Below are 16719 nucleotides of genomic sequence, written 5' to 3'. Positions count from 1 at the left end.
TAGCAGGCATGCCGATAGCCACAACGATGCATCCTGACCTTAGGAGGCAAACGGAAGGCCGGAGCCTTCCATTTGTTGCGGTCAATCAGCATCGGCAGCGCCCTCGGCGCGCAGCCGGGCACGGCGCGCCCGGTAGCTGGGCAGCACAACAAGAATGATGGCCAGTGCCAGCAGGCCAAGGGTCATCGGCCGCTCCAGGATGAAGCCCAACCCGTCATAAAGCTGCATGGAGCGGGCAAAATTGTCCTCCAGCATCGACCCCAGAATGAAACCGATAAGCAAAGGGGCCAGCGGGTAGTCCGCAAACCGAAGCACCGTGGCGCAGATACCCAGCCCAACCAGGATCAGCAGCTCGGTGGCATTGTTCTGGCCGATGTAGGCTCCCATCAAAGTAAAGAACAGAATGAAGGGGATCAGATAGTTGCGCGGCACTGCCAGAATCTTGGCGATATAGGGGATCAGCGGCAGGTTCAGGATCAAGAGGATCAGATTGCCCAGATACATCGAGATGATCACCGCCCAGAAGATTTGCGGCTCATCCACCATCAGCCGCGGCCCGGGCGAAACGTTGAGCGCAATCAGCGCACCCAGCAAGATCGCAGTGGTGCCGGAGCCCGGGATGCCCAGGGTCAGCAGCGGGACGAATGAGCCGGTGCAGGCGGCATTGTTGGCGCTCTCCGGCGCAGCCAGCCCCTTGACCGAGCCCTTGCCGAATTGCTCCTGTTCCTCCTTGGAGGCAATGTTGCGCTCCACGGCATATCCGAGGAAGGAAGCGATGGTGGCCCCTGCCCCGGGCAGCACGCCGATCAGGAACCCCTGGATCGACTGGCGGCCGATAACCGGAGTGATTGCCTTGGCTTCATCCCTGGTGATGCGCAGATCCTTAATCTCGCTGCTGCCGCCGCCAGTGTTCGACCGTGAGGGATCCAGCACCAGATACATCGCCTCGGGGAGGGCAAACATCGCCATCGCCAGGGTGATGAAGCCGAAGCCCGACTGCAGATCCATTACCCCCATGGTGAATCGCGGCATATTGAACAGCGCGCCTTCGCCCACCGTGGCCATGATCAGCCCCAGCAGCGTCATCAACAGCGCTTTGCCGACCTGGCCGGAGCCTGCAAAGGCGGCGATGGCCGAGAGGCCGACCACCATTAGCGCGAAGTATTCGGCCGAGTGGAACAGCAGCGCCACCGTCGCCAGCGCCGGGGCAAAGATCATCAGCAGAATCGCCCCGATTGTGCCGCCCGAGAATGAGGCGATGGCGGCAACCGTCAGCGCCTTGCCGGCCTTGCCCTGACGCGCCAGCGGATAGCCGTCAAACGAGGTCGCCACGGTCGAAGCCACCCCCGGCGCGTTGATCAGGATCGAAGAGGTGGAGCCGCCGAAAATCGCACCGTAATAGACGCCGGCCAGCAGGATCAGCGCGGCGGAAGGGTCGCCGATGGAGATCGCCACCGGGATCATGATGGCGATGATCGACATCGGCCCCAGTCCCGGCAGCATGCCGATGAAAGTGCCGATCAGGCAGCCGCCGATGACCATCAGAAGATTAGTGAGAGAAAAGGCCGTTCCAAGCCCGACCATAATGCCTTCGAGCATATCAGCCTCCGTTTGTCAGAAATGCGGGCCAGGGGCTGAGAAAGATCCCCAGCACTTCCTGCACCAGATACCAGACCACGCCCGCGGCTCCGGCGGCGACCGGCAGCAGGATATGCAGCTTGCGCTCGCCAAGAACACAGGCGCCTGCAATCAGAAAGCCCGTGGTGGCAGGTAGAAAGCCCGCAGGCCGCAGCAGCAGCGCGTAGGCCGCCATCAGCCCCAGCAGGATCAGCGCCTGGCCCAGGTTATAGTCGGTCAGGCGGCGGTAGTTGATGTCCATCGGCTTCGGATCATCCGCGCCTTTTTCGAACCCCAGCAGCACATAAAGCGCGGCCAGGATAGCCAGGACCGACAGGATCTTGGGAAAGGTGCTTGGCCAGATCGGATTGCGTTTCATGAACGGCGGCAGGCCGCCGTCCATGGTGAAGAAGGCCGCATAGCCGTAGGCGAGGCAGATCATCAGGATAACCAGGGCAATCCAGCGGTCGAGTGCCATGTGCTCCTCCAAGTGTCTTGTGTGGTTTCAAGAGTTCCGGGGGCGCTGCCCCCGGCCGCGGCAGGCCGCGGCTCCCCCGGGATATTTCCGGCAAGAGGAAGGAAAAATTAACCATGCCGCGCCAGGCTGGCGTTGCGGTACAGGCTGGGAAGCCGATGACCGCGCAAGGGGAAGGCTCTGCCTTTCCAGGGAGGGGAGATGCCTGTCTCTCCTTCCTCTTGCTGAAAATATCCCGGGAGCGCGAGGGCAGAGCCCTCGCACCAGGCTGCTGTGCCGGGCCGCCGGCTCAGAGGAACCCGAGCTGCTTCATCAGATCGCCGATAACCTGTTCCTGGCCCTCCAGGAAGCTGCGGAAGTCATCACCGGAATTGTGGATGTTGACCCAGCCGTTGCGGGCGCGCACTTCTTCCCATTCCGCGGTGCCGTACATTTTCTCCAGCGCCGCCTGATATGCAGCCAGTTTGTCCTCGGGCAGGCCCGGCGCCGCAAAGAACCCGCGCCAGTTCACGAAAGTCGTGTCGAGCCCCTGCTCCTTCATCGTCGGAGCGTCCGGGTAGCTGTCGACACGCTCCTCGGCGGTAACTCCAATGATCTTTACTTCGCCTGCATTGGCGAGGTCGATGGCCTCGGAAAACCCGGTGCTGAGCGCTGCGATTTCACCGGACAGCAGCGCTGCCATCGCCTTGCCGCCCGCATCATACGGAATGTACTTAACCGCCGTCGGATCCTCGCCCGCCGCCTGCATCACCATGGCTGCAACCAAGTGGTCCATGCCGCCCGGAACCGAGCCGCCGCCCATTGCAGTACCGCGCGGGTCTGCCTTGTAGGCCGCCAGCAGGTCCTCCATCGAGTTGATCGGGCTGTCCTTGCCCACCACGATGGCGGCATAGTCGCCGATGGTGCCGGCCACCAGCGTCAGGTCGCGAAAGTTCTGCGGAAATACGCCGGTCAGCGAACGGATCACAATGGGGGTGGAGTTCACCATCAGCGTGCCGTGCTGGCTGGCAGCGTTTTCGATCAGGTAGCCGATGGCTTTGCCGCCGCCGCCGCCGGACATGTTCTCATAAGACGCCTTGCCGACCAGGCCCGAGGCGGTCAGCGCTTCGCCGGTACCGCGGGCGGTGCCGTCCCAGCCGCCGCCGGCGCCGCCGGGGATCAGAAAGTGGATGCTGTCCAGCACTTTCTCTTCTGCATTGGCCGGGGCGCCAAAGGCCAGCGCAGCTGCCGCCGCCGCAATCGCGGCCCGGCGCGTCAGGGTCCATGTGGTCATTTTGTCCTCCCATTTGACAAATCGCGGTCACGCCGCTCATGACTGAAAGAGAGCACAGTAAGCTGACATGGACCTGTCACGGGCCTGTCAGGAACGGCATGGAAAGGATCCGGACCCATGCGCTTCCTCCTGGTTGAGGATAACGAAAGCCTGGCAAGCGCCATCCTGGACCGGCTGCAGCTGGACGGGCATGTTGTGGATCATGCACCCGACATCGACACAGCCGCCGCGTTTTCCGGAACCACCGATTACGATTTGATTCTATTGGACATTATGCTTCCGGATGGCGATGGCCGCAGCTTTCTGAAAGCCCATCGCGGGAACCGGAAGGAAACCCCTGTGATCGTCCTGACCGCGCGCTCCGAGGTCTCGGACCGGGTCGGAATGCTGGACCTGGGTGCCGACGATTACATCACCAAACCTTTCGACTTTTCCGAGCTCGAAGCCCGCTGCCGGGCCGTGCTGCGGCGCCGCGGCGGCGGCAGTTCCAATCTGCGCCGATTCGGAAATCTGCAGTTCGATCCGATGGCTGGAACGGTTTCAGCAGGCGGCAAAACGACGGCGCTGCGGAACAAAGAGCTGCGGCTGCTGGAGGTGTTTTTGAACGCGCCTGATCAGATTTTGCCCAAGTCTAAACTGGTGGACCGGCTGTTTTCCTATGACGAAGACGTCTCGGAGAATGCCATCGAGGTTTACGTTGCCCGGCTGCGCAAGCATCTGGCCGGTTCCGGCGTGCAGATCACCACGGTGCGCGGGCTTGGCTACCGGCTGACGCTGGGATGAGCGCCGGGGTCAACCTCAGCGGCTCGATCCGCCGCCGGCTGCTGGCTCAGCTTGTTGGGAGTGCAGCGCTGCTGGCGGCGCTGCTGTTCTTTGCGGTTCTCGGCTTTGTCCGCAATGTTGCCGAAGAAAGCCACGACCGGATCCTGCTCGCTTCAGCGACTTCGATCCTGGATTCCGTTTCCGTTCACTCGGGGGAACTGACCGCTGATATCCCCTATGCGGCCCTGTCGATGCTGGGAAATGTCAGCGACGACAGGGTCTTCTACAAGATCACCCGCCCGGCCGGAACGCTCACCGGCTATGCCGATTTACCCGTTGGCGGCCTCCCAGTGCCGCCTGGCCAGCCGGTTTTTGAAACGGCCCGGTACAAGGGCGAAGGCGTCCGGGCCGTGACCATTTCCCGGCGCCTGTCTGTGCAGGGGGCGCCGGTGCCAGTGCAGGTTTCGGTTGCCCAGACCCGGACGGGACAGGCGGCATTGCTGGAACGGCTTTCCTGGTCGGCGCTCTACATCGGTGCCGGGTTCTTTGTGCTGGCGTCCGCCCTGGCGTTCTGGTCGGCCCAGTCCAGCATCAAGCCGCTGCGGTCGCTGACCGAAGCCATCTCCCGCCGCGGTCCCAAGGACTTGCGCCCGGTCACCCGGCCGGTGCCGTCCGAAATGTCGCCGCTGGTGTCCTCGCTGAACAGTTTCATCCGCCGCCTGCAGGTGTCTCTGGCCCGGTCCGAGGACTTCATCGCCGAGGCAGCGCACCGGGTGCGCACGCCCCTGGCGACGGTGCGCACCCAGGCCGAGGTCACCCTGATGCGCGTGGAGAAAGAAAATAACCGGGCCAGCCTGCGGGAAATGATCCGCGCCATCGACGAAAGCTCCCGCGCCGCAGGCCAGCTGCTGGATCACGCCATGGTGTCTTTCCGCACTGACAGCCTGGAACAGGAAGACGTCAACTTGACCGAGCTCGCCCGGGACCTGACCGAGCGGCTGCGGCCGGTGGCCGAGTTGAAGGACATCGCCCTGCATTTCGAAAGCGGCGGTGCGGCCAGCGTCAAAGGTGATAATATCCTGTTGCAAAACGCCGTTCGCAACGTTTTGGACAATGCTATCAAATACTCCGGCCAGGACAGTGAGATCTGGGTCCGTGCGAGTTGCACTGGCAATCAGAGCTGCATTGAAATTGAAGACCAGGCCGGTGGTTTTGCAGGGGAAGATACCGAGGCGCTCACCCGCCGCTTTGTCCGCGGCGCCAATGCAAAGGATACCATCGGCTCGGGACTGGGACTGACGATTGCCCGCGAAGTGGCCGAGGCCCATGGCGGCAGCCTGATGATCAACGACAGCCATACAGGAGCAGGCGCTTGCGTAACGCTTTGTTTTCCCTCGCCCTGACCATTCTTGCCTTTGCCGCACAGGCTGCGGCCGGATTTGAGGTAGAAGAGCAGCACTGGATCGGCCCGCAAGACGGCACGCCGCTGCGGGTGATTTCGACCACGGATACAGACATCCTGGCTCCTTTGATCGCGGGCTTCCTCCTGAAACACCCCGGCATCGCGGTCGACTACACCGTGGCTAACAGCACGGAGGTCATGAAGGCGGTTCTGGAAGGAGGCGGGAAATTCGATATTGCCCTGTCCTCAGCCATGGATCTGCAAACCAAACTGGCTAATGACGGGTACACCCTGCCTCACAAGTCGCCAGCAACCGCCCTGATTCCCGAGTGGGGTGAATGGCGCGGCCATGTGTTTGCCATTTCACTCGAGCCGGCATCAATCGTGCTCTCTGCAGCTGCGTTTTCCGGCATCAGCCTGCCGCAGACCCGCCAGGACCTGATTGAATTGCTGCGAGCCCAGCCTGAGCGTTTCCATGGCAAGGTGGGCACTTATGACGTGTCGCTTAGCGGGCTTGGGTATCTCTTTGCCACCCAGGACGCCCGCACCGCCGAAACTTACTGGCGCCTGATGGAGGTCCTTGGCAGCCTGGAACCGCAGTTGCTGTGCTGCTCCGCCAGCATGATAGAACGTGTCGCTTCAGGAGAAATGCTGGTGGCTTACAACGTCCTTGGCAGCTACGCCCGGGCGCGGCAGGACCTGGCCGGCAAGATCATCGTTGTGGACCCGGAAGACTACACGCATCTGATGATGCGCTCGGCGGTATTGCTGAAAGGCGGCGGCCAGCCGGATCTTGCAAAAACCTTTGCCGACCATCTGATCACCGCAGCCTGGTCGCAGCCCCCGGCTGCTGACTATCCGTTCAGCAAGCCGCCTGTCGCCTTTGCAGACACTGCCAGCCCCAAACGGCCTATTCAGCTCGGCCCGGGGCTGCTGGTTTACCAGGACGCCGAAAAGCGCAAACGCTTCATGGCGGAATGGTTCAGTGCGGTACGGCAACAGTAACCCGGCAAGCCTCTTCTGCATCTCTGCACTGATACCCGCCGCGAGTTTGTGACGGCATACAAACCAGGACGTGGACAAAGACGCCGCTGTTCTCCCGCTGCCGCAAGGCCCCCGGTCCGAGGGCACGAATTGAGACAATGCCCGGCCAGCAACGGACACGTGCAGCCAGGCCATGGCCGCAGCCAGCCAAAGCTGCTAACCACCAGCAAAAGCTTGCCAGAACAGGACTAAAAAATGATCCAGCCCACCGCATCGTTCAAAGACAACCTGCAGCTTCTGCCGCCCATCGAAGGTCTTGCCCGCATCGACCTCATTGGTCCCGATGGCACCACCGTCGCGTCGATTGAAAACCAGCCGGGCAAGCAGGGTTCGCTGGCCGTATACCAGTACCTGCAACAGGTTTTCGGCACCCTGGACGCCGAAGCCGCAGCACACGGCCTCACCGTTTTTGCCGAACACACTCAGGATGCAAAGAACCGCCCTGGCGCACATCCCAATATCGACCGCTTACTTGAGATCGCAGATGGCGGTGCGGCACTGAGCATCCAGCTGCTCGCAGACTGATGGGATGCGGCCAAGCCGCATCCTCCCTTCCGGCCGGTCAGTGCCCGCACGCCATACAGGCCGCGGCTGCGCTCAAGTAGTGGCAAACTGGCCGTTGTCGACTATAAGCGTCTCGCCGTTGATGAAGCTGGCGTCCTTGCTCAGCAGGAACAGGGCGGCTGCGGCGACTTCCTCCGGCTCGCAGATGCGGCCCTGCATTTTTGCGACATCGCCATCGGACCAGTCCTGGCCCAGGGTCACCAGCTCCTCGGCTTCGCGCATGCCATGGGCAGTGCGGATCAGAGCCGGTGCCACCGAATTGCAGCGGATGCCCTGGTCGCGGAACTCAACCGCAATCGACCGGGTCAGCTGGATACAGGCCCCTTTGGAGGTGCAATAAGCCGCCTCCAGCGCCGAGGCGGTGATCCCCGAAATCGAGGTGGTATTGACAATAGCGCCGCTGCCCGCGGCGATCATATGCGGCAGCACCGCCTGGCAGCTGTGGAACATTGAATTGACGTTGATTGCCATCAGCCGGTTCCAGTCCGCTTCCGAAGTTTCCAGGAACGGCTTCACGATCACGGTGCCTGCGTGGTTGTACAGCGCGTCGATCCTTCCGAACGCCGCCATTACCGCCTTGATCCCCGCATGCACTGCTGCGCCGTTGCTGACATCGGTGCGGATGAACAGGACTTCACCGCCGCCAGCCTCAATATCGGCCACGGTTTTCATGCCCATCTCTCCGTTGACATCAAGGATCCCGACCTTGGCGCCTTCCTGCGACAGCCGCAGCGCCGCGGCGCGGCCGCACCCGTCGGCGCCGCCGGAGACCACCGCCACCTGCCCTTCGAAGCGTTTCATCATGCGGCCCCCTTGTTGCTGAGCGCCACATTGGCCACATCTGCCATCGACTCGACGATCACCGCATGGCTCTTGCGGCCCAGGCCCCGCGCCATCGCAGTCTGATAGAGTTCCATCACCGCCGCATTCAGCGGAAGCGGCACGTTGTGCTTACGCGCCAGCTCCCCCGCCAGGCGGTGGTCCTTATGCATCAGGTCGACAGGGAAGCCTTCCTCATAATTGCTGGCGGTCACGTGCGGTGCGAACTCCTCGAACATGGTGAAGCTCTGGGCGTCGGTGTGCTTGAACACCTTCAAGAGGGTTTCGTGGCTGATGCCAAGCGCCGCACCGAGGACAAACCCCTCGGCCATGGTTGCCATATAGAGGCCTGCAATGTGATTGGAGATCAGCTTCACCGCATTGCCGGTGCCCGCCGGCCCCAGCAGCAGCCAGTGCTTGCCCAATACCTCAAACACTGGCACTGCCCGGTCAAAGGCGGCCTGCTCGCCGCCCGCCATAAAGGTGATCAGCCCCTTCTGCGCACCGAAATGCCCTGCCCCGCCCGGCTCACCGCCGGACATCGGGCTTTCCAGATACTGGTACCCGGCCTCGGCGCAGCGGCCGTGGATTTCAATCGCGGTGTCAGGATCAATTGTGGAAATGTCGATGATCAGCGCGCCGCTGTTGCCTGCAGCCAGGATGCCATTTTCTGCATCATACATCTCTTGGCAGACAATTTGCGGATTGGGCAGCGCCAGAACGATGATGTCAGCAAGGGACGCCAGATGCCGCGACGAACCGGCGATGGTGGCCCCCTCTGCTTCAAGCTTGGCCAGTTTTTCTGCGTCGGTGTCATAGACCACCAGTGCGCCAAAGGCCTGCAGAAGGTTTTGCGCGTAAAAGCCGCCAACATTGCCAAGACCGATGATGCCGACACGGCGCTGATCTGGACGGCGGTGTGAATTTGTCATGACATGGGCCTCATTTTAGCTTGCCAATAGGTCCAATATATGGAACTATAGTCCACATATTGCCAAATTAGACTCTTCCTTTGGAAGGAGTCAAGAAACAGGAGTACCCAGGTGCAGGAACCGATTCCGGGCACGGCCGCCTTGGCGAAGGGCTTCATGGTGCTGCGCGCCGTTTCCGATCAGGCCAAACCTTCTACGCTCGCCGAACTCCAGAAGATTACTGGTTTGCCCAAGGGCACGCTGCACCGCATCCTGCAGGCGCTGACAGCCGAAGGCGTTATCCGCCAGGACAGTGATCACAAAACCTTCCAGCTTGGCTTCGGCCTGCTGCGGCTTGCAGGCAAGGTGCTCGACGATCTGGAGCTGCGCGACATTGCCCGCGATATCCTGACAGAGTTGCGCGACGAGACTGGCGAAGCGGTGCACCTGGCGGTGCCCGAAGCGCGGGCGGTGGTCTATGTAGAGATCCTCGACAGCGGCCGTCCCATTGGCGCGGTCGGCAAAATCGGCAGCTCGTCTCCTTACCACTGCGCCTCAGCCGGCAAGGCGATTGCAGCCTTTGACCCCACGCTTGCCAGCCAGGTGCTGTCCTGGGATTTGCCGGAACTCACCCCGGGAACAATCACCTCTCCCGATGTGCTGGCTGCGGAGTTCGCGAAGGTGCGACAGCAGGGGTTTGCAACCAACTTCGAGGAAGAATTTCCGGAAGTGCATGGTGTTGCCGCGCCGGTGCTGGACAGAAGATCCAAGCCGGTCGCTTCGGTCAGCATCACCATTCCCAGCTACCGTTTCGAGCAAGACAAGCTGCCGGAGCTGAGCCGCGCCGTGCGCGCAGCCGCAAACGCCATCGGCAACCGGCTGTGAAGGACCGCGGCGAAAAGAGAGGCTAATCGCCGTACCGCTGCCAGCAGGCGATCGCCTGCAAGCGCCATCTTCAGGCTGAACGGGACCCACCCGGAAAACAGAGCGCCCGGCCAAATGGCTGAGCGCTCCTGACGACAGCTGCTGATCAGATCAGAACAGAACAGAAAGTCATCCGCACTAAGGTCACTGATGCCGCGGTTCAGCAAGGTCAGCGTATTGCCGTCATCATCACTGATCACGACATTGCCGTTCCGTTCCTCCAGGTGATTGTTTCTGAGGTCGCGAAAGCTGCGAATTCCATCCGCCTGGCTGAGATCGATATCGTCGCTGCGGCCCAGTCCGTTGATCCGGTCGTGCCCCTCGGAGAAAACGAAAACATCGCGGCCCTTGCCGCCCGACAGGAAATCGTTACCGGCACCGCCGTCCAGCGTATCGCGGCCGCCCCCGCCAAAAAGCCTGTCGCGCCCTTCTTCCCCATTCAGGGTGTCGTGGCCGCCGCGCCCCTTAAGCACGTCATTGCCGCCACGCCCGTCCAAACGATTCTTGCTGCTATCGCCAAGCAGGGTATCACTGCCTTCATTGGAGCCGCTCACCCATTCAATGCCGCTGATACTGTGCGCAAAGTCCTCGCCGCGCCAGACACCGGAGGCCTCGCCCCTGGCCAGATCCACGGTAACATCCTCCACCTGAGGGCGGTCATAACGCAACCGGTCGAAACCGCCCCCGCCTTCCACCGTGTCATTGCCCGCCATTAGAATGAAGCTTTCGCCCTTGTCCGAGCCGGTGACGTGATCATCGAACATGCCGGTGCGAATTTCATTGACCTGGCCGCTGCCGGTGATCACGTCCGACCCGCCGTTGCCGTCATCACTGACCGTGCCCATGCCGAGATCCGCAGTCACACCGCTCTCGGCGCCGCGGTAGTTCAGACGCAGATAGCCCTCGCTGGCACCGATGTTAAATGTGTCGTTTCCACCCAGGCCGCTCAGCTGCGCCCAGCCGCCATCGGTGACTGTCACGTTGAACACATCCCGCTTGCCGGTGCCCTCAATGCCCAGCCCGCCAAAGCCGCTTTCGGTGGCCAGCATCGGGTTCTCCACGTCAATCAGCTTGGTAACCCCGTTACCCTTGCCCTTGCGGATCACACCCGTGTTTGCATTGCCGTCAATTGTGACCTTGATGCCCTTGTTCAGATCCCAGTGGCCCAATCCGGCATAACCATCGGACAGGTTTGAAAACACAACCTTGTCCCGGCCGCGGCCCGTGGCGATGGTATCCCAGCTTTCGTTGTCGCCCGGGTTCAGCGTGTCATTGCCGTCGCCGCCCATCAGCAAGTCCTGACCCGCGCCGCCCACCAGCCGGTCATTGCCGAGCCCGCCGAACAGCTGGTCATCGCCTGCACCGCCGCGCAAAGTGTCGTTCCCGTCCGTGCCGTGAATTTCGTCATCTTCGGAAACCTCCGGGAACAGGCTGCTGAGCGCAATGTCCCGCTCCGGCCCCAATGCCCCGGATGGCTGTATTTCTGCGCCAATTCCATCAAAGAACGCCTGGGCATCGGCAAGTGTGCTGATCGCAGGCAGAGTATCGCCGCCGATCGGGAACATGGCGTCGGCAACGGCATCTTCCAGGCCGCCCGGATCCACTCCGCCGGCCGCAGCATCTTCAAAATAGAACACCAGAAAGGTGGTGGTGCCGCTGGCGCCGTTGAAAGCCCAAGTGACATCCAGCACCGCCATATCTTCTGCATCAAATCTCTGTCCGCCAATCAGGGCAATACCATCTTTGACAAAGACATCGGCCAGCATCGGAAAACCCGCATCCGGCGGCTGCACCGTGGTGTAGCTGAGCGTTTTGGTGCTGTCTGGAACGATCAGAGCAAACTCCACATCAGCTGCAACGCCGACAGGTCCGCTGCCGCCTGCACTTGGAAAATAGGAAACAAATCCTGTGGTTGAATAAGTGGTCATTTTGAGCCCCAGTTTAAAATTCACATCGTTCTGCTGCCCCGTCCCTGCTTCAAGCAGAGGCGCATTTGGCACACCCATCCATAGGAAAAAGCAGAAGCATCGCGAAAATTCCTAGTTAGGAACCCGGCAAGCTGGTTTTCAGACCAGTCCAAGCTCCATCGCCAGCGCCAGAGCGCTTTCATTGGTGGGCATGCCCAGCTTGGATTTGGCCGACGTCAGATGCCTGGTCACCATCCGGTAGGAGATTCCCAGGTCGAACGCGATCTGTGCAAGCACCCGGCCTTGCTTCAGCAGCTTCAGAACCTCCAGCTCGCGCCCGGACAGCCGCAGCAGATCATGGGTCTGCTCATGCTCCACCAGGCTGAAATTTGCAGCCGAGAAGATTTTTGCCAGCATGCCGAAACTTTGTATCTGCGTCCGGGAGAAATCTGCAACGGCCTTCTCCCCGGACACCGTGAACACTGAAACCACCTGATTATCCGGAGAGCTGCTGGTGAAACTCAGCAGCGTGCGCACCTTACCCGCTGCCGCAGCATTGGCGAAATCCTCCAGAGCACCCCGGGCCCGGAACCGTTCCGGCTCTGGCATCTCCCAGAATGTCTGCGGGACTCCGGCCAAAGCATTTTGCGCAGATGGATCGTACTGGTACCAGCCTTCGTCAAAATAATGCTTCCAAAAATCCCTTGGATCAAAAGAGCTTAGGAGAAAGTCCTGTTTGTCTTTCTCCAACCTGCAGGACCCAACAGTCAGCGAGTTCGCGCCAAGGTGCAGAACCGCCTCATTCAGCATTTCCCACTTCTTGCCGGTATCCGTTTCCAGGGCCAAGCCTACTGCGAATGCCCCCGCGTCAAACAAGGCTCAGCTCCATCGCCAGCGCCAGAGCGCTTTCGTTGGTGGGCATGCCCAGCTTGGATTTGGCCGACGTCAGATGCCTGGTCACCATCCGGTAGGAGATCCCCAGATCGAACGCGATCTGGGCAAGCACCCGGCCTTGCTTCAGCAGTTGCAGGATTTCCAGCTCGCGTCCGGACAGCAGAAGCAAGCGGCGGGTTTTCTCGTGGCCAGCCATGTCGAAGCGCAAAGCAAAAAACAAGCCGGCCAAAGCCTTTAGGCTTCGCAGCTGTTCCTCGCCTACATCCGCAAGCTGCTGATCGCACGTGACGGTGAACCCAGAGACCACCTGATTGCCGGAGGAGGCAGATGTAAAACACAAAAGCGAACCGGCACCAAGCGTCTTCGCTGATCCAGCGAAGTCGTCCAGCTTGCGAAGCGCACGGAACCGCACCGGATCTTGAATGTCCCAAAACGTTTCCGGCATCCCCGCAACGGCGTTTTGCGCTGACGGGTCAACCTCATGCCAGGACTGCTCCATGTAATCGTCCCAGAATTGCCCCGTACCGAAAGAACCCAGGAAAAAGTCAGGGGTATCAGCGCCAATTCTGGACGTTCCGACTGTCAGCGAGCTTGCCCCCAGCCGATGCACCTCCTCCAGCAAAATTTCCCTTTTGCGAGCAGTATCCGGCTCCAGCGCCAAGCGCAGTGCGGTTTCGCTTTCCAAAGTGCAATAACGGTGCATCGGGGTAATCGGAAAATTTTGAAAAATGACAGTTAACAGAATGAAAGTCTCCACTAACTGGGTCATAAAATCAAGATTTCCATCGCTTCCAGGAAATCTGAAGATTGGGCATAAACCTTGCGCGGCAATTTCTCCGGCCCTGCAACCGGAAATATTCGCAGCAATTCCTCCAATATGTCTTTTTTCAATCCTAGCAGGTCTAAAAGCGGATCGTGGCAATGCCGCAGAGATCCGGGCAGACATCTGCCCTTGTGCCGCAACACGCGGCAACACGGCGAGGGAAGGTCAGATTGCCGGCCGCGACAGGCAAGCAGCCCAGGTTCGCTGACACCCGGCCGCGCTCACGTTTTCTGGTTTCCATTTCCCTGCAAAGCGCTGACCACGCGCTTCTGGAGCATGCGCCTGGAGAGCTCTAACGGCGAGGCGGGCGCTGCACATCATAACTGGAGTTCCCGGGGGCAAACCAGCGTCTTGCCCTGCGAACCATCAATCCTTGCCCCACAAGGACAACCTGCATCTTCCAATGGCAGGCAGCCGCGGGGTGCTTGCCGCAGCAGTTTGGCAGCCGTTTGTTATTTGAGCCTGAACCGCTGGATTTTTCCGGTCTCGGTTTTCGGCAAGGCTTTCGTAAACACCACAGAACGGGGGTACTTGTAGGGGGCGATTTCTGATTTCACATGGTCTTGCAGCAGCTTCACCAGGGCGTCGGACGGTGTCTGCGCCTCTGCCAGCACCACATGCGCCTGCACGATCTCACCGCGGGCCTCGTCCGGGGCGCCGATGACCGCGCATTCTGCGACAGCCTCATGCGACAGCAGAGCAGCCTCCACTTCCGGACCTGCGATATTGTAGCCCGCCGTGACAATCATGTCGTCATTGCGGGCGGCGAAATGCAAGTAGCCATCCGCGTCGCGCAGGAAACTGTCGCCGGTGATGTTCCAGCCATCCCGCACATATCCCGCCTGCCGCTCATCAGCCAAATACCGGCAGCCTGTCGGCCCCTTGACCGCCAGCCGCCCGACCTCACCGCGCGGCGCCTCATTGCCGTCCGAATCCAGCACCTTGACCTGATAGCCGCCGACCGGTTTGCCGGTGCAGGCGGGGCGGTGGTCACTGAAGCGGTTGGTGATGAAGATATGCAGCATCTCGGTGGCGCCGATCCCGTCCAGCATCGGCTTGCCCGTCTTCTGCATCCACTCGTCATAGACCGGCGCGGGCAGTGTCTCGCCCGCCGACACTGCCGCACGCAGCGAGGACAGATCCGCACCCTCCTCCATCGCCCGCAGCATCACCCGGTACGCCGTCGGCGCAGTGAAGCAGACGGTTGCCTTGTACTTCTCGATGATCTCGATGAGGTTCGGCGGCGTGGCGCTCTCCAGCAATGTCGCTGCTGCGCCGAACCGCAAGGGAAAGATCGCCAGCCCGCCCAGGCCAAAGGTGAAGGCCAAGGGGGGCGAGCCGACAAACACATCCTCGGGCTGCACATCCAGCACCTCGCGGGCATAGCCGTCAGCGATGATCAGCAGGTCGCGGTGGAAATGCATGGTTGCCTTGGGTGAACCGGTGGTGCCGGAAGTGAACCCCAACAGCGCCACATCATCGCGTCCGGTCTTCACCGCCTCATAGGTCACCGGCTTCTCCAACGCCAGCCGGTCCAGCTCGGCGTCATGGTTGGAGGTGCCGTCAAACCCCACAACCGTGTTCAGAAACTTCGACTCCTTGGCGCAGGCCACCAGTTCGTCCTTCAGGCGGGTGTCGCACAGCGCATGCGTAATCTCCGCCTTGTCGACAATCTTGGCCAGTTCCCCCTTGCGCAGCAGCGGCATGGTGTTGACCACCACCGCCCCCGCCTTGGTCGCCGCCAGCCAGCAGGCCACCATCGCCGGGTTGTTGGCCGAGCGGATCAACACCCGGTTGCCCGGCTTCACCCCCAGATCCTCGCTCAGCACATGCGCCAGCCTGTTGGTCCAGTCCGCCAACTCCTTGTAGGTGCGGTAGCGGCCGTTGCCGATCAGCGCCGTATGATCGCCAAAGCCCCTCTCCACCATCGCATCAGTCAGTTCGACTGCCGCGTTCAGGTATTCCGGATATTCAAACCCCTCCAGCAGGAATTCCGGCCACTGATCCGCAGGCGGCAGGTTGTCCCGGGCAAAGCTATCCACATGGGCCGAAGGTCCCAGCATCTCAATTCCCTCCCTGAAAGGCGCCCAGCGCCTGGCGCGCGATCACCACCCGCTGCACATCCGAGGCGCCCTCATAGATGCGCAAGGCCCGGATATCGCGGTAGAGCTCCTCCACCTTCTGGCCGCGCCGTACCCCGTCGCCGCCGTGCAGCTGCACCGCCTTATCGATGACGGCTTGCGCCTGGTCAGTCGAAAACAGCTTGGCCATCGCCGCCTCCCGGGTGACCCGCGCCGCCCCGGTATCCTTGGCCCAGGCCGCGCGGTAGACCAGCAGTGCCGCGGCATCCACATCCAGCGCCATATCCGCGATATGGCCCTGCACCATCTGCAGATCAAACAGCGGCGCGCCCTGCACCTGCCGCTTTGTCACCCGCTGCAGCGATTCATCCAGTGCCCGGCGGGCAAACCCCAAAGCCGCCGCTGCCACGGTGGAGCGGAACACATCCAGCACCGACATCGCAATCTTGAAACCCTGCCCCGGCTGTCCCAGCAGCGCTGATTTCGGGATCCGGCAATCGCTGAACCGCAAGGTCGCCAGCGGATGCGGCGCAATCGTCTCCAGCCGCTCGGCGACCTCGAACCCCGGCAGGCCCGCAGGCACCACAAAGGCACTCAGCCCCTTGGCCCCCGGCGCCTCGCCAGTGCGGGCAAACAGCGTGTAGACATCGGCAATCCCGCCATTGGAAATCCAGGTCTTCTCGCCGTTCAGCACATAATGGTCACCGACCTCCACCGCGGTCATAGTGGAATTCGCCACATCCGACCCCGACTGCGGCTCTGTCAGGGCAAAGGCGGAAATCGCCTTACCCGCCCGGGTCAGAGGCAGCCACTCCTGCTGCTGCGCCTCAGTCCCAAACAAAGAAATTGCCCCGGTGCCCAGCCCCTGCATGGCAAAGGCAAAATCCGCCAGCCCGTCATGGCGCGCCAGGGTTTCACGGATCAGGCAGAGCGTGCGCACATCCAGCCGCTCCCCTGCCTTCGCCCCGGAATGCTGCGTCCAGCCGCCTTCGCCCAGTGCTGCTACCAGAGCCCGGCAAGCGGCATCGGTGTCAGAGTGATCAATCCCCGCCAAGTGTGCTGCAGCCCAAGCTTCCAGCTCCTCTGCCAGCGCCCGGTGCCGGTCTTCAAAAAACGGCCAGCTCAGAAACGTCCTGTCCACCATGGCGCGGCCCTCCCAGTTTCATCTTTCCCAAAATACTCCCGCCGGAGGCTCCCGCGCCCTCCTCCGGCGCAGGCCCCAG

General features: G+C 61.5%; 15 protein-coding genes. 5 read left to right on the top strand and 10 right to left on the bottom strand.

Annotated features, from left to right (window positions below):
* Nucleotides 1-81: 81 nt before the first annotated feature.
* The 3 genes from RA19_RS23640 to RA19_RS23630 all read right to left on the bottom strand — a co-directional run bounded on the left by RA19_RS23640 (nt 82) and on the right by RA19_RS23630 (nt 3365).
* Nucleotides 82-1599, bottom strand: coding sequence for a tripartite tricarboxylate transporter permease (locus RA19_RS23640; protein WP_039167685.1), 1518 nt, complete (start codon nt 1597-1599; stop codon nt 82-84).
* 1 nt (nt 1600) lies between these two features.
* A complete protein-coding gene (locus tag RA19_RS23635; protein ID WP_039167682.1) occupies nt 1601-2095 on the bottom strand; it encodes a tripartite tricarboxylate transporter TctB family protein in 495 nt (164 codons plus the stop codon).
* A 286-nt stretch (nt 2096-2381) separates the two neighbouring features.
* Nucleotides 2382-3365 carry a tripartite tricarboxylate transporter substrate binding protein gene (locus tag RA19_RS23630; protein ID WP_039167679.1) on the bottom strand — a complete coding sequence of 328 codons (984 nt, stop codon included), beginning with the start codon at nt 3363-3365 and terminating at the stop codon, nt 2382-2384.
* A gap of 117 nt (nt 3366-3482) precedes the next feature.
* On the opposite strand from RA19_RS23630, the gene RA19_RS23625 reads away from it, so the two are divergent.
* The 4 genes from RA19_RS23625 to RA19_RS23610 all read left to right on the top strand — a co-directional run bounded on the left by RA19_RS23625 (nt 3483) and on the right by RA19_RS23610 (nt 7098).
* Nucleotides 3483-4148, top strand: coding sequence for a response regulator transcription factor (locus RA19_RS23625; protein ID WP_039167676.1), 666 nt, complete (start codon nt 3483-3485; stop codon nt 4146-4148).
* Nucleotides 4145-5530 carry a sensor histidine kinase gene (locus RA19_RS23620; RefSeq protein WP_039167674.1) on the top strand — a complete coding sequence of 462 codons (1386 nt, stop codon included), beginning with the start codon at nt 4145-4147 and terminating at the stop codon, nt 5528-5530. Before RA19_RS23625 ends, RA19_RS23620 begins: the two co-directional genes overlap by 4 nt.
* Nucleotides 5500-6534, top strand: a complete 1035-nt coding sequence (locus RA19_RS23615) for an ABC transporter substrate-binding protein (protein ID WP_039167673.1) — start codon at nt 5500-5502, stop codon at nt 6532-6534. The genes RA19_RS23620 and RA19_RS23615 overlap by 31 nt, the downstream gene beginning before the upstream one ends.
* A 234-nt stretch (nt 6535-6768) precedes the next feature.
* The gene (locus RA19_RS23610; RefSeq protein WP_039167671.1) at nt 6769-7098 is read left to right on the top strand and encodes a DUF2322 family protein; all 330 of its coding nucleotides are present in this window, start codon (nt 6769-6771) and stop codon (nt 7096-7098) included.
* A gap of 72 nt (nt 7099-7170) precedes the next feature.
* Here the strand turns inward: RA19_RS23610 and RA19_RS23605 are convergent, their stop codons facing one another.
* Both RA19_RS23605 and RA19_RS23600 read right to left on the bottom strand, forming a co-directional pair.
* On the bottom strand, nt 7171-7938 hold the full coding sequence (locus RA19_RS23605) for an SDR family NAD(P)-dependent oxidoreductase (RefSeq protein WP_241479135.1): 768 nt from the start codon (nt 7936-7938) through the stop codon (nt 7171-7173).
* Nucleotides 7938-8888, bottom strand: a complete 951-nt coding sequence (locus RA19_RS23600) for an NAD(P)-dependent oxidoreductase (protein WP_052262020.1) — start codon at nt 8886-8888, stop codon at nt 7938-7940. Before RA19_RS23600 ends, RA19_RS23605 begins: the two co-directional genes overlap by 1 nt.
* A gap of 111 nt (nt 8889-8999) precedes the next feature.
* Here RA19_RS23600 and RA19_RS23595 point away from each other — a divergent pair, with 111 nt between their 5' ends.
* On the top strand, nt 9000-9752 hold the full coding sequence (locus RA19_RS23595) for an IclR family transcriptional regulator (protein WP_039167667.1): 753 nt from the start codon (nt 9000-9002) through the stop codon (nt 9750-9752).
* On the opposite strand, the gene RA19_RS25975 is transcribed toward RA19_RS23595, so the two are convergent.
* The 5 genes from RA19_RS25975 to RA19_RS23570 form a co-directional block, all read right to left on the bottom strand.
* Nucleotides 9671-11719: a calcium-binding protein gene (locus tag RA19_RS25975; RefSeq protein WP_193748323.1), complete on the bottom strand. Its 2049-nt coding sequence runs from the start codon at nt 11717-11719 to the stop codon at nt 9671-9673. The two genes, RA19_RS23595 and RA19_RS25975, sit on opposite strands and share 82 nt — an antisense overlap.
* A gap of 138 nt (nt 11720-11857) precedes the next feature.
* A complete protein-coding gene (locus tag RA19_RS23585) occupies nt 11858-12307 on the bottom strand; it encodes a helix-turn-helix transcriptional regulator (protein WP_342586095.1) in 450 nt (149 codons plus the stop codon).
* 259 nt (nt 12308-12566) lie between these two features.
* Nucleotides 12567-13538, bottom strand: a complete 972-nt coding sequence (locus tag RA19_RS23580; protein ID WP_082020661.1) for a response regulator transcription factor — start codon at nt 13536-13538, stop codon at nt 12567-12569.
* Between the two features lie 329 nt (nt 13539-13867).
* Entirely contained in the window at nt 13868-15478 is a 1611-nt protein-coding gene (locus tag RA19_RS23575) for an AMP-binding protein (protein ID WP_039167661.1), read from the bottom strand.
* Nucleotide 15479: 1 nt separating this feature from the next.
* The gene (locus RA19_RS23570; RefSeq protein ID WP_039167658.1) at nt 15480-16640 is read right to left on the bottom strand and encodes an acyl-CoA dehydrogenase family protein; all 1161 of its coding nucleotides are present in this window, start codon (nt 16638-16640) and stop codon (nt 15480-15482) included.
* Between the last annotated feature and the right edge of the window lie 79 nt (nt 16641-16719).

Source organism: Leisingera sp. ANG-M1 (assembly GCF_000813745.1).
In the GTDB taxonomy this organism is placed as follows: domain Bacteria; phylum Pseudomonadota; class Alphaproteobacteria; order Rhodobacterales; family Rhodobacteraceae; genus Leisingera.
This window is presented reverse-complemented; position numbering and strand designations above follow the sequence as displayed.